A 13409-nucleotide genomic window follows, 5' to 3' on the forward strand; every position below is an offset into this window, starting at 1 on the left:
GCGATGAATCGCCGCGAGCCCTCGCTCACAGTAGTGTTTGCGTGCTTTGTAGGGCGTCCCGATTGAACAGCCGAGGTGCTCACAGATTTGGGCATCTGTGAGCCCCTCGTCAGCTTTCAGGAGGATACGCGCTCGGGTGATATCTTCGGCGTTGCGTTTACCAGTCGAAATGAACCACTCGAGCGTTCTGCGTTCTTCGTCAGAGAGTTCGACAACATGCTTCTTTCTGCTCATTCCTATAGAGAAGCGCTCAGAAAGCATGAACTAGCGGGTACAAACCTGAAGCTCCACTTACGCCTCACTCGGTGTGTTCTGTCACGAACGCGTCCGCCGTCTCGAACACCTTGTCTGCGGCGTCGGGGTCGCGTGCCTCCGCAGCGATTCGGACCAGCGGTTCGGTTCCGCTGGCACGGATGAGAAACCAGCCGTCGTCCAGCGAGACGCGTACCCCGTCGATGGTGGTGGCGTCCTCGTAGCGGTCGGTGACGGCCTCCGAGAGGCGCTCCATTAGGCCGGTCTTGTCCACGACCTTGACGTTCTTCCGGCGAATGGGGTACTCGCCCACGTCGGCGGCGAGTTCCGACAGTGGACCGTTCTGGGCGACCAGTTCCGCGAGGCGGCAGGCCGCGAGCGAGCCGTCGGGACAGAGCGTCTGGTCGGGCCAGATCCACGCGCCGGACTGCTCGCCGCCGAAGACGACGTTCGGTTCGGTCGCTCGCTCCGCGACGTACACGTCGCCCACTTGCGTCCGAACTACGTCCGCGCCCTGTTCGGCCAGCACGTCCTCAACGATGAGACTGGTGTCTACCGGCGTCACAATCGTCTCGCCCTCGCCCGCACGCTGGCGGGCGAACAACGTGAGCAGCACGTCGCCGGAGAGGAACTGGCCGTTCTCGTCGACGGCCATCATGCGGTCTGCGTCACCGTCGTGGGCGATACCGAGGTCGGCGTCGGTGGCCGCGACGTGGTCGCACAACGACTGGCAGTTCTCCGCAGTCGGTTCACTCGGGCGCGCTGGAAACCGCCCATCTGGCTGGGCGTTCAACGTCTCCACGTCACAGCCGAGTTCGTAGAGCGCGTCGGCGGTGACCGCTCCCGCACCGTTTCCCACGTCCACGACCACAGAGAGGTCGGCGGGGGAAACCGCCTCGTGGAGCGTCTTGACGTGACGAGCGTGTGCATCCTCCCACTGCGTCTGGTCGCCGGTGTCGTCCCAGCCCGCGAGGTCGAAGTCCTCCTCTTCGATGATGCGGGTAATCTCCGCGCGTTGCTCGGCGTCGAACGCCTGCCCGGAGGCGTTCCAGAGTTTGATGCCGTTGTCCGTCGAGGGGTTGTGCGACGCGGTGACAGAGACGCCCGTGTCGGCGTCCTGCCACGCCACGCTCCGGGCGACCGTGGGCGTTGCGGCGAGGCCGATGTCGACGACGTCCGTCCCGCACTCGCGGAGACCGGCCGAGAGTGCGTCCGAGAGGAATCGACCACTCTCGCGGGGGTCGCGGCCGACGACGACTCGCTCCACGTCGGTCGAGCCGAGCGCTCGCCCAACCGAAAGCGCTAGCGCTCCGGTGACGACTTCACCAACAGGTCCGCGGATTCCGCTGGTTCCAAACATTAGTCGTAGGTCATTCGCCGCGGGCAAAAGGGTTCCCTTCGGACGAAACGCCACGCCGAACCGACGCTCGAAAATCGCCCGGCGCGATACACGCAATCGTCACGCCGTCGTCGACACAGGTCGTCGTTGGTGGCCGCGGGGTCTCCCCGTTCGCTAGCGTCTACGTCCAGGTTAGACCGCACGTCCATACCGATTCACGGTGGGAGAGTTCGGTCCGAGACGGTATCGACTATCAGGATGGTTGTGGCCCCTCTTCGGGTACGTTCACCGGCTCCATCGGCTCGCGGACGCGGAATATCATCGCGCCTTCGTTCTCGTAGACGAGTTTGTAGCGGTCGGAGTCCACGAGATGTTCACGCATCCAGGGTTTCTGGTACTCGTCGATACCGCGCACCGTGTAGTGGCCCTTCGGGACGTAGACGTAATCGGGGTCGACGTCGTTCGATATCATCTTCTCCGTGAGACAGGCCTTCCCGGGACAGCGGGACATCCGCTTGTACAGCCCGAGATGATGGCGGTAGTTCCCGTGGCCCTCCCACTCGACACCCCACGGGCCGACGAGTATCGTTCGGTCGGTCAAGAGCGGGAACCACTCTGCGGCGTCGCCGAGGACGACGAAGTTCGAACCGGAGGCGGTGTTCTCTTTCGCCCAGTCCATCGCGGCCTTGTCGTCGTCGTCCATGAACGCCGGTTGGGTGGTACTCTCGTGATGAGAGTTGAGACCGCTGGCGGCGAACGAGACGCCGACGCTCGAGACGAGGAGACCGAGGACGACGACGGCGACTATCGGTGCAGACCGGGAGTAGTTCGTCTGGTTCGACCAGTTCCGAACGCGGGGGACGACGACCTCGAAGACGAACACGGACGCCATCATCGCTCCGGCGGGGAACTGGAAACGAACTTTGCCGAGCATGAACGCCGCGGCAATCAGCCACAGCGGGAGGAACACCCGCCGTCGTTTGAGCAGGTACACCGCACCCGCGAACGACCCGATGTAGAAGACGACGGGGATGTCGGGGTCGAGCGGGTAGACGAACTGCTGGAGCAGACGTCCGAGACCGCCGCCGAGACCCGTATGCGTTCCGGAAGCGGCGGTGAAGATGCCGGCGCCGTGCGTGGCGACGATTTGGAGCCACCACGGCGACGCGAGGAGGATGCCACCGCCAGCGACGATGGCACCGTGAACGAGGCCGCGTGGCGTCCGACTGAAGTACGCGAACATCACGAGGTAGGTCATCCCGAAGAAGACGGTGTAGACGGGATGTGTGAGGATGGTCAACCCGAACAGCACCGCCGAGGGGACGAGCCACTTTCGCTCGTCGGTCTTGAACAGCTTTATGCCGGTGTACGCGCCGGTCAGTGCGAACAGGAACGCCGGTGCGCGCACGACGCCGCCCGCCGAGAGGTGCCACTGGAGGACGGGGGGCGTGACGGCGAGGATGAGCGTGGCGAATCCCGCGCGTGGCGTCGATTCCAGCACCTCACGCGCCAAGAAGTAAAACGGGACGAGATACAATACCGTCACGAATCCCGGCAGGAGGCGACTGAGCGTGATTGGCCCGACACCGGTCACGTCCATCAACACCGCCGAGACGTAGTACATCAGCGGCGGATAGCCGAAGGGGATGCCGTCTTTCGTGTACTGCGGGATGTACTCCGGCAGACCGTATCCGTGGGCGCTTATCTCCTGTGCGATTTGAAGGTACAGACCAGCACCGTAGGCGGGATACGGATGCGTCGTGAGATAGGCGAAGTACACCAACAGCCCGGTGCCTATCGCCGTCGCGAGCCATGCACGCTCGTCGCGTGCGAGTTCGATTAGTTTCGATGCAACGTTCCAGTTCTGTCGTTCGTTAACGCCATGTGACATCTGACTTCACCCCATCTCCGGTATCTGTGTTGTCGTTGGTCCAACCATGGTCATCGCCTACGTTCGACGTGTATCGTCCACGGGATGGACAGCGACCGGGACGACCAGCGCCACTCGGTGACCGCCCACGAGACCGTGCCCAGACAGAGCACGAGGAGGGCGAGCACTTCGGTCGGCCCCATCCACGCGGGCAGGACGTACATGAACGCGTTCATATACCTGCCCGGGACGAGATTCTTTATTTGTAACCAGATGCGTCCAGATATACTTTCTTTCTGGCCAACTATCTTACCATTCTCGTTCGAGTCCGCGTTCACGGATTTCGACCCGAGCCCGAGTTCTCTCGCGCTCTTGCCGCCCGCACTCTCGTCGCCCGTTCCGAGCCGCTCCGCCTCGTAGGGGAACGCAATATCGACGGACCAGACGACCTCTCCCTGCTGGTTCACCTCCAGAACCCGGTTGCCGTTCGAGTCGGTGACGAGGGTGTGACCGTTCGGCAACCGGTCGGCGTCGCGCGGCCACTGCGTCTGGGAGTCCTGCCACATCCACGAGCGCGTCCACTCGCCGTTTTCGCGCTGGTACTCGACGACGCGGTTGTTCTCGGAGTCACCGACGAGGACGGCCGGGCCACCCTGCGACTCGGGGATGTAGTCCGGGTTGTGCTGCTCGTAGACGATACCGTGTTCGTCGTCCGTTCCGAGCGTCCAGTTTTTCACCAGCCCAGTCTTCCGATCGAGGAAGACGATCTGGTCGTGGTTTCGGATGCTGACCATCAGTCGACCGTCCTCCAACACTTCGACGTCGTTGATGTGTGTCCAGTCTTCGGGGTACGGTCCACCACTCGTCTTGGTGTCGAAGTCGTTCTGGGCGTCCCACGACCACTCTACGAGGCCCGTCGTCGTGTTGACGACGAACACGCGGTCTTGGGCGATGTCGGCGACGGCGTACGTCGACTCGTCGATCCGGTCGCCGTCGTGCCACCGGGTGGAGTGTTTACCGGGCGTGACGCGACTGAAGACGGGCGTCACCGTTCCGGTCGAGATGTTGACGCGCTCGACACCGTTTCGCGTACACACCTCGCTCCCACCGCACTCGGATTTGTTCAGGTGGTCGGCGTAGAAGTACTCGACGGTCGCACTGGTCCCGTTCACCGGGTCGACGTCCCAGTAGCGCGTGTGGGTGTCGTTGTAGTAGAGCACCGTCCCGTTCGGGTTGAACGCGACGAGCTCTGCGCGTGCCCGCGGTCCGTCTCCTTTCTTGCCGAGCCATGTGTTCGAGTCCGTCGCGATGACGGTGATACCGTCGCTCTGTGGCGCAATCTGCTCGCCACCGCCGTTCGAGAGGTTCGCTTGACGAATCTGCTCGTCGGTGTGTCCGACCGAGGAACTCGCAGCGCCGTTCGCTAGAGCGAGAAACGAAAGCACGACGAGTGACGCGAAGGCAAGACGATAGATTTTCCGGACGGACATCTTCGTCTCTATTGTGCATCCAGCCACTTTTTATTATCTCGTCGCTAAGCCTTTCAGGGACGGTTTGAACGGCGATAAAACGTTATAACAACTGCCTGCAGTTCCACAACAGACGTGAAACGGTTGTAAACTCATCAGTTTCCCGTGTATTTGGAAGTTCGACGTCACTTTTCGACGGAGACGAGGTTCGTGCGAACCGTTTACAGGGCACAAAACGCCTGAGAAAAGTAGTACAATTAAGTTCCGTATAATAAAAGGGAATGCCCGTCTCTTCACAGGTAACTCCCGTATCGTTTCGCAACCCATCGTTGGAACGACGCTCCCGCGTCGAGGCTCTCTCGAAATCCCTCGCCGTCAGCACGACGAATATCCAATCAATATGTCATCTGAGCAGGACTCCGCTCCGTCCAGCGTGGCCGCAGACGTCCCGAAGACCGGGCGGCGAGAGCTACTCGCCGCCCTCGGGATGACACTGGGGAGCGGTTGCATCGAAGAAGCGCGATCGCTGGTGGGCCGTGACCGCCCGGAACCAGTCTCACTCTCGATAAAGACCCTTCCAGCGGACGCAGACCCACGGGCGATTCGTATCGCTCGTTTCCTCGCAGAACAGCTCAAAGCGGTCGGTATCGCGGCGCAAGTCGTGCCGATGGAACGAGTCGAACTAGGTCGCGAGATTCTGTTGAGCCAATCGTTCGACTGCTACGTCACCACCCTTCCCGGTTTCGACGACCCGGACGCGCTCAGGACGCTCCTCCACTCGCGGTTCGACACGGAAGCGGGGTGGCAAAACCCGTTCGGCTACGCGAATCTCGAAGTGGACGAACTGCTGACCACACAACGAACGCAAAGCGGAGACAAGCGGACGAAAACGCTCCAAAAACTGCAACGCACGATCGCCCGCAATCAGCCGTTCACGGTCGTCGCATTCCCCGACGACATCCGTGCGACACGGACCGACCACTTCGGCGGGTGGACAGAGGAGGGTGGCATCCACTCACCGCTCGGCTATCTATCGGTTCGGTCGCGAGGCGACCGCAAACGGCTTCGAATGACGATACAGGATTCTCGCCCGACGGAGAATCTCAATCCGCTCTCGGTCGAGTTTCGAAACGACGGAAGCATAGTCGGGTTGCTGTACGACCCGGTCGGGCGCTGGATAGACGGTCGCGTCCGGCCGTGGCTCGCCAAATCGTGGGAGTGGCAGTCGTCGACGGACAATCCAGTTGCCGAGATACACCTCCGGGATGGCCTCTGGTGGCATGACGACACTCCCCTCACGGCAGAGGACGTCGCGTTCACGTACCGGTTTCTCTCCGATACCGCGCTCGGAACGAACGAGAGTCCGGTTCCAGCACCCCGGTACCGAGGCGCTTCCTCGCTCGTCAAATCGGCGACGGCGATAGACGAGCAGACGGTTCGTATCCAGTTCGGCGCTGCCAGCCGAGAGGTAGCGAGCCAGGCGTTTGCAGTACCGATCCTCCCCGAACACATCTGGCAGCCGAAGCACAAACAGGCCGAAATCGCGGGGTTCAGAACGGTCTCGGGAGCCACGAAGGCGGTCGTCTGGAACAACATGCAGCCGGTCGGAAGTGGCCCGTTGCAGTTCAAAAACGCACAGCTCAGGCAGTCGCTGACGTTCGAGCGGTTCGATCGCCACTTCCTCAGGCACGTCGACACGGATGGCGACCAACTCAATCCGGACGACGACCCGACGCCGGAGCCCGAACACATCGAGCGGTACGCGGGTGGACTCGGGTTCAAGCAGCTCCAGTTCATCGTCGTTCCATCGGGTGCCGCAGCCACGGAACTCGTCATGGAGGACGAGGCGGACGCGACGGCGACGAGCGTGACGGCGAGTGAAGTGCGCGCCATCGGCCGTGCGGAGAACGTCCAGTTACACGTAGACGAGTCGCCGTCGATGTACCACGTGGGGTTCAACGCCCGGAAAGCCCCGTTCAGCAACGTCCGGTTTCGTCGGTCGGTGGCTCGACTGCTGGACAAAGCCTTCCTCGTCAAGACGGTGTTCGGCGGGTATGCGGAGCCGGCAGCCAGCCCGCTCGCTCGGCACGACTCGCTCGCCGAAGAACTGCGGTGGTCGGAAAACGACCCCGAACTCCCGTTCCCGGGCGAGAACGGGAATCTCAACGTCTCGAAGGCGAAGGCGGCGTTCAAGGACGCAGGATATCGGTACACGAACGACGGGAAACTACTCCGGCGATGAGAGGACCGAATGAGAGACGAGAAGAGGCAGGACTGAATGAAGAAACGGAGGTACCGTGAGATGAGCCGACAGGAAGGGTGGGGACGGTTTGTGGAGAGAGTAGTATGAGTTTAGCCGAAATTGCCGGATTCGTGCTCGTCGGTGAGTTGCTGATGCTGGGCATCGCGACCGCGGTGTTCGTCGGACAGTCGGGACTCAGGCGCGCACACCGACAGTTCCGCGAACGGTTGGCGGAGGTGTTTCCGCATCTCGCACTGCTAGTCGTCGTTCTCGCGATCAACAAGGTCGCTCGTGAGTATGGTCCTGACCTGTCGTGGCTCATCGGGTGGAACGTGACAGGGAGAATCCACGCCATCGAGGGAAACTTCGTCGGGGAGATCCAGTCTATCGCAACGCCGGAGTTGACGGCGTACTTCTCGTTCATGTACATCTACGGCTACGTTTTCCTGCTCGTGTTCCCGTTCGTGGCCTACTTCGCGCTCGCGGACGACCGGCCGCTCAAGGAGACCGCCATCGCGTACGCGGTGAACTACGGACTGGGTCTCATCTGCTACATCCTCTTTATTTCCTACGGCCCACGGAACCTGATTCCGGACGTCGTCCAACCCCTCCTCTACTCGACGTATCCGCAATCCCAGATACTGACGGGAGAGGTCAACGCGAACACGAACGTCTTTCCCTCCCTGCACACCTCGCTGTCGGTCAGCGTCGCCCTGCTCTCCTACCGAACCCGTGAGATGTATCGTGGCTGGGCGTTCGTGGCGATACCCACGGCAACGAGTATCGTATTCGCTACGATGTACCTCGGCATCCACTGGGGAACGGACGTGGTCGCAGGAATTCTCCTCGGAATCGCCAGCGTCCTCGTCGCAGAACGAGTGGTCTCTCACTCTGAGTAATACGGTTCGTCCAGGGAGAGCGGCGTCTGGCTCAGAGTGGCTTCTCGACCGGAGCGCACGTTTCTATTCGGACGAAGCTCCGGTGGCGATTCTCCTCCTGAGACGAGTGTGTGCGTTCACCGGGCCGGAGTGTCGGTACGAGCTGACGAAGTCGTACGAAAGAGGGTGTGACGAGAAATCATTCCTCGTCACGATATCGTCCGTCCGGGCCGAGTAGCATTCCGTGCAGACCGAGTAGCATCTCCTGTGAGCTGTACATCCCATGTGAGGCATGATAACAATTGACGCTTAGAGACACACACCGGGTTTCCAGTGAAATGGGGTGAAAGGGTGGGTGGGGGTTGCAGTTGAAACGGGGGTTTCGGCGAGCGCCGGTGTTCACGGAGTCAAGAAACGAGGTGTTCTCGACTCGCGTGAGCATTACTCGACTCACGTGAACACCTCGTTTCCGGTGAAAATCCGCTCGAAGACTCGCCACTTCAGGAGGTCCTAGTTTCGCCAGTTTAGGGTTACCGTGCCGAGAAGGGAATTGAGAGATGATGTGATTCGTCGTCGGAGACTCAGCGTTTAGCGCCCAAACGGGCGATTTCATCGGAAATGTAGTGTCTGTAACAGGGTTGCCAACGACAGGAAAGAGCGTCGTATTGACACGGGAGAAGGTCAGTTCCCGGTGAAGAGCCCCTGAAACGACGTTTTTCACCAGAAACACGGTGTGCTGTACAGCGTTCGAATATCGGCTGTTTCACCGGAAGGACGGTGTGAGAGGAGAGCGGTGAAAAGTCGCTAAGACGATGGAAAAAAGATGGGAAACGATACGTACGGCACGAGGGCGGAAAGCAACAGTACGGCACGAGAACAGAACACAACGACGACGCGGTGAAGACGACCCGAGCGCGTATGTCGGCAGAACGCCCTACCGCCGAACGATCCACCGTTAAACGTCCCACTGCCAAACGTCCCATCGCCAAACGATCCACCGTTAGACGTCCTACCGACAGACGTCCTACCGACAGACGTCCCACCGCCGAACGACGCACACCTCGTTTCCGGTGAAATCCGAACGTAAGCACATCTCCAACCCCTGTTTCGCATGCACATACCCGTGACAAAGTCACGAGATTCATTTTCTGTGATTAACTCAATGGACTTTTACGAGTATATACTATAAAAAACAATCGGAATATTTGACTATATTGTCAATCTCCTGTCTCGCATACACCGGCAAAAACATCCGCTTCCCTCCCCCACCCACCCTTTCACCCCATTTCACTGGAAACCCGGTGTGTGTCTCTCGTTCGAAACCACACACCACTCCCAATAAGATTTGGCTTCGCCGAGGTGGTTTTTCGCCACGTCGACCGAATCTCCCCGTCACATCGACGGAGGAACTTGGACATGGGAACCTGGACGTTACCGTGTCAACGTGCCACCCTGCTGTAATCGCATCGACGTAGGTACTCTGATGCAGTCGCATCCTCGTGACGTGTTTTCCCGACGCACGTTCTCCCCCCGGAACAGTAAAGAGATTTCACTGGAAACGTGGTGTCTATGAGCGACGCCGACACAGACGAACTCTTCTCTCGGGAAGATCCTATCTTCGCCAAAAAGGAACTCCTCGAAATCAATCACCTTCCAGACCACGGACGAATCGTCGGTCGCGACGACGAGATCTCTGCGCTCGCCAACGCTCTCAACCCCGCACTGTTCAACCAAACCCCCAGTAACGTCCTCCTGTACGGGAAAACTGGAACTGGAAAGTCGCTCTGTGCGAAACACGTCTCACAGCGACTCGTCGACGAAGCGGACGAGGAGGGTGTGACCGTCGGCGTCGCCTACGTAGACTGTGCACAGGACAGCACCGAAACGCAAGCCGTCCAAACTATCGCTACCGCGACGAACACGCCGGAAACGGATGTTTCGATTCCCGACAAAGGTATCTCGACGTCGACGTACTACAAGCGCCTGTGGCTGATTTTGGACGCGTTGTACGACGTGGTCGTCGTCATCCTGGACGAGATCGACAAACTGGAAAACGACGACATCCTCATGCAACTCTCGAGAGCGGGCGAGGCGGGTAAACTCACACGCTGTAAACTCGGCGTCATCGGTATCAGCAACAAGATAAAATACAAAGACCGGATGGACGAACGCGTCAAATCCAGCCTCTGTGAACGTGAGTTCGTCTTCCCGCCATACGACGCCAACCAGCTTCGGTCTATCATGGAGGCGCGCAGTGATGCTTTCAAGGAGGGCGTCCTCGAACCCGGGACGATTCCGCTCGCGGCCGCACAGGCGGCACAGGAGCACGGGGACGCACGCAAGGCAATCGACATCCTTCGGTACGCGGGGGAACTCGCACAGGCCGAGAGTGCCAAGACGGTTCGAGAGGAGTACGTCAAAAAAGCCCGTGAGCGCGCCGAAAACGACCGATTCCGCGAACTCATTCGCGGGGCGACGCCACACTCCAAGTATGCGCTCCAGGCACTCGCAATCCTCTCACTCGACAATCCAGACGTCGACGCCTTCCGAACGAGTCGCGTCTACGAGGTGTACGAACAGGTCTGTCGACAGATGGACAGCGACCCGCTTTCGACTCGGCGCGTGCGCGACCTCCTCCGCGAGCAGGCGTTCCTCGACGTCATCGAACAGGCTCGCCAGAGCGGAGGGAGCGCCGAGGGGAGCTACACCGAGCATCGGCTTCTCGAAGACCCACAGGTCGTGAAAAAAGTCATCGTCCCCGACACGTGAGCCGACACAACCCCCGACACGGGGACGATTCCGGTTCTGGAACGTGAGCTACGGTCGCCCTCGAGCGTGGGCTAGGTGCGGTTTCGACGTAGCCGTCTCAGTCCATTAACGACGCTGTCCGCTCGCGCGGAGTCGTCGGTTCCCCGGTGTCCGTTCCCCGGTACTGCCCGCTCGCGACGCTGCCCGTTCCCCAGTACGAATTTCATCGGAAATACGGTGTTTCCGTCTCACTCTGTCCATCTCTCGCGGCACGTTTCGTCGCAAAACGCGTGGATGTGAAACCCACTCTTACTATCTCCTGCGACGACGGGATGCCACTCGACAGTCTCAACTACTCGCCCACAGTTCGAACACCGCTCTATTTTCCCACTCGAAACTGTCATCGTCTGGTGTGCCATTCCGTCGTTCCTGTTCATTACGATTCCTTGTCACGTACACTTCTCTTAGAATTTATATAGGTTCAAATTCATAACTAAATAGAACGACGTGGCGGGGGTGGTATGCACACCTATCAACAAATACGATACACATCCCTGCCGCCCACTGACTGGCTGGTTCAGTGGACCCGCGTTCGTTTCCTGGATACTGGTGTCTCCTAAACGACCGGACACTACTGGACCAGACACTACTGGCAACGTGTATACCGCACTGTCCACTCCACGATTTTGCCCGTAAATACGTTTACACGATTTACATGTAGTCACGGGAAGCAGGTGAGAGAGTGTGTCTGTCGGGAGCGTTTTTCGGCCTCAGCTCGAGCCCGAACGCTGGCTCAGGCTTCGATATCTCCTTCCGACTCGGTATCGAGCTTGAACTCCGAACGGTGGAATCCAGCAGCGTGCGTCGGTACCGGGTCAGACAGTTGTGCGTGGCGAACTGTCGTCTGGAACGTTATCACGCCGAGGACGAGCAGCGCGAAGTTCGCGGCCTGATTGTGTGCATGTACGAGGTCGAACGTATACGACACCTGGTATACGGGGAAGAGGAACTTGATTCCCATCGGAGTAATGACGTCTCCAGCGAGATGGCAACTAACCCCGATAAATCCAGTCACGAAGCCGTAAAATGCTTCTTCACCTCTGCCAGTGAGCTCGAGTAGTTCGAAACAGAATGCGAGGGTGGCCAACACGATGCCTGCTAACAGCGCAGCCCACATCGTGTGCGTGATTCCCCTCTGTGCGAGTTCCGTTATGCGAAGGTCGACGTCCGGTGAGACACCCATCAGGAGGCCCGTCACCGTGACGATTTTCCCGCCTCGCATCTCGTTTCGAGCGACGAGACCGAAGATGACGAATCGAAAAACGAACAGTACGATTCCCCAGTGGCCGAACTTGTTCATCGACCCACCGGGAGATTGACAGTCACTGACATACTCGGTCGTCGGTATGTAACAGGATCCCCAAAGCATAGCCCTTCGAACGTGTACGATTTAAGTCACTACCCCTGACGAGCGCCGACGTCGCTCATCGTCTGTCTTTCTCGACGGCGAGCGTGCTTCCGATGAGTTGTTCCGTATCCCGTCGGAGTCGTTGTGAAATGGCGGACGTCGAGATGTCGAGTTTGTGCGCGAGCTCGTTCTGCGAGATTCGGCGTGGAATTTCGTAGTAACCACGTTCGAACGCCATACAGAGTAACTGCTTTTGTTCCTCTGTCAGACCTACGACATCCATCTCTTCCCGATCCGCTGCGTTCCTCTCTGCAGTGGCCGCCTTCGGAATCGCACCGTGGTCGAGCAACAAAGAGATGACGTTCGTACCGGACACGGTACACTCGAAAAGGTATCTGTCGTCTTTACTCGTGATGTGTCTGATGTCGTTGACGACGAGCGATCGGTCCGAAAACGAGAGCACCGCTTCGGGCGTCGCCCCCTGACTCGCAGTCGCGGGCTGTCCGGCTCGTCGTGTCGGAGTCGTCTTTCCTCGGTCATTCGTCGGCCGTGTTTGCCGTTCCGCTCGTGTCGAGAGTTTATAGGAGATCGGTTTCTCGTCTGGGACGTTTATCTGTACGATCGTTCCGTGTGGCGATTTAGCGCCCAAACGTATAAACCTAGAAAGTTATTTCAAATGGTTTCAAATCGTTTCACGGCTCAAATACCGCCTCGTCTCTATCCTCGCTCTCTGGTGGGCCTGCCGAACTGGAGACCGTCTCGCGGTGTCCTACGCGGTCCACAGATACCAGGAGACACGGTTTCGAGGCGCGTCCCAGGTTGAGAACACGGACTCCGCGTCCTCATGTCGCCGAAGCGCCTGTCGTGGGGGGGGGGGGACACGACCATCTCCACTTCCGCTTATCACATTAAGTGGAAGTACACGGGACGAGGGTGAATTGCGCATTTTCACGGGAGCAGAGCGCTGAGGCGCTCGAATACGACTCTGTAAATGTTATACTGCTATACGGAACTCTGCGGTCGGTGAACCACACAGGTTCGGAGGATAGAAAAATACAAACTACTAGATCGGATATGCGACTGAATTTCGTCACGTTCAGTCGGTTCTGGCGTCGTCATCTGGTATGACGACGCCGAAAACCGAAGACGCGGTGGACGCCCTGGTCAAGCAAGCTGAATCTCTCTGTGCGGTTCACGACCATA

10 protein-coding genes are annotated in these 13409 nt (G+C 59.4%); 3 read left to right on the forward strand and 7 right to left on the reverse strand.

From position 1 onward, the window contains the following. The 4 genes from ACR3FF_RS22200 to ACR3FF_RS22215 all read right to left on the reverse strand — a co-directional run. Positions 1-234: helix-turn-helix domain-containing protein (locus tag ACR3FF_RS22200; RefSeq protein ID WP_458190329.1), on the reverse strand; the 234-nt coding region annotated here is incomplete at its 3' end. Positions 235-298: 64 nt separating this feature from the next. Then, positions 299-1612 (reverse strand): phosphoglucosamine mutase, encoded by a 1314-nt coding sequence (gene glmM, locus ACR3FF_RS22205; RefSeq protein ID WP_458190330.1) that lies wholly within the window; start codon positions 1610-1612, stop codon positions 299-301. A 232-nt stretch (positions 1613-1844) separates the two neighbouring features. Then, positions 1845-3482 (reverse strand): ArnT family glycosyltransferase, encoded by a 1638-nt coding sequence (locus ACR3FF_RS22210; RefSeq protein ID WP_458190331.1) that lies wholly within the window; start codon positions 3480-3482, stop codon positions 1845-1847. Positions 3483-3532: 50 nt separating this feature from the next. Next, positions 3533-4951 (reverse strand): arylsulfotransferase family protein, encoded by a 1419-nt coding sequence (locus tag ACR3FF_RS22215; protein WP_458190332.1) that lies wholly within the window; start codon positions 4949-4951, stop codon positions 3533-3535. A 379-nt stretch (positions 4952-5330) separates the two neighbouring features. On the opposite strand from ACR3FF_RS22215, the gene ACR3FF_RS22220 reads away from it, so the two are divergent. The 3 genes from ACR3FF_RS22220 to ACR3FF_RS22230 all read left to right on the forward strand — a co-directional run bounded on the left by ACR3FF_RS22220 (position 5331) and on the right by ACR3FF_RS22230 (position 10819). Continuing rightward, positions 5331-7172 (forward strand): ABC transporter substrate-binding protein, encoded by a 1842-nt coding sequence (locus ACR3FF_RS22220; RefSeq protein ID WP_458190333.1) that lies wholly within the window; start codon positions 5331-5333, stop codon positions 7170-7172. 104 nt (positions 7173-7276) lie between these two features. Further along, positions 7277-8071, forward strand: coding sequence for a phosphatase PAP2 family protein (locus tag ACR3FF_RS22225; protein ID WP_458190334.1), 795 nt, complete (start codon positions 7277-7279; stop codon positions 8069-8071). A 1548-nt stretch (positions 8072-9619) separates the two neighbouring features. Continuing rightward, on the forward strand, positions 9620-10819 hold the full coding sequence (locus tag ACR3FF_RS22230) for an orc1/cdc6 family replication initiation protein (RefSeq protein WP_458190335.1): 1200 nt from the start codon (positions 9620-9622) through the stop codon (positions 10817-10819). Between the two features lie 227 nt (positions 10820-11046). Here ACR3FF_RS22230 and ACR3FF_RS22235 read toward each other — a convergent pair whose 3' ends face one another. The 3 genes from ACR3FF_RS22235 to ACR3FF_RS22245 form a co-directional block, all read right to left on the reverse strand. After that, complete coding sequence (locus ACR3FF_RS22235) at positions 11047-11235, reverse strand: DUF7576 family protein (protein ID WP_458190336.1); 189 nt, start codon at positions 11233-11235, stop codon at positions 11047-11049. 356 nt (positions 11236-11591) lie between these two features. Next, a complete protein-coding gene (locus tag ACR3FF_RS22240) occupies positions 11592-12158 on the reverse strand; it encodes a metal-dependent hydrolase (protein ID WP_458190337.1) in 567 nt (188 codons plus the stop codon). 124 nt (positions 12159-12282) lie between these two features. Then, the gene (locus tag ACR3FF_RS22245; RefSeq protein ID WP_458190338.1) at positions 12283-12855 is read right to left on the reverse strand and encodes a helix-turn-helix domain-containing protein; all 573 of its coding nucleotides are present in this window, start codon (positions 12853-12855) and stop codon (positions 12283-12285) included. Positions 12856-13409: the final 554 nt, after the last annotated feature.

The sequence above is a fragment of the Haladaptatus ordinarius genome, assembly GCF_054177595.1.

Coding starts and splice junctions, on each gene's coding strand:
- ACR3FF_RS22240 (WP_458190337.1), bottom strand. CDS start 12,158: ATGAACAAGTTCGGCCACTGGGGAATCGTACTGTTCGTTTTTCGATTC.
- ACR3FF_RS22215 (WP_458190332.1), bottom strand. CDS start 4,951: ATGTCCGTCCGGAAAATCTATCGTCTTGCCTTCGCGTCACTCGTCGTG.
- ACR3FF_RS22230 (WP_458190335.1), top strand. CDS start 9,620: ATGAGCGACGCCGACACAGACGAACTCTTCTCTCGGGAAGATCCTATC.
- ACR3FF_RS22235 (WP_458190336.1), bottom strand. CDS start 11,235: ATGAACAGGAACGACGGAATGGCACACCAGACGATGACAGTTTCGAGT.
- ACR3FF_RS22225 (WP_458190334.1), top strand. CDS start 7,277: ATGAGTTTAGCCGAAATTGCCGGATTCGTGCTCGTCGGTGAGTTGCTG.
- glmM (WP_458190330.1), bottom strand. CDS start 1,612: ATGTTTGGAACCAGCGGAATCCGCGGACCTGTTGGTGAAGTCGTCACC.
- ACR3FF_RS22210 (WP_458190331.1), bottom strand. CDS start 3,482: ATGTCACATGGCGTTAACGAACGACAGAACTGGAACGTTGCATCGAAA.
- ACR3FF_RS22220 (WP_458190333.1), top strand. CDS start 5,331: ATGTCATCTGAGCAGGACTCCGCTCCGTCCAGCGTGGCCGCAGACGTC.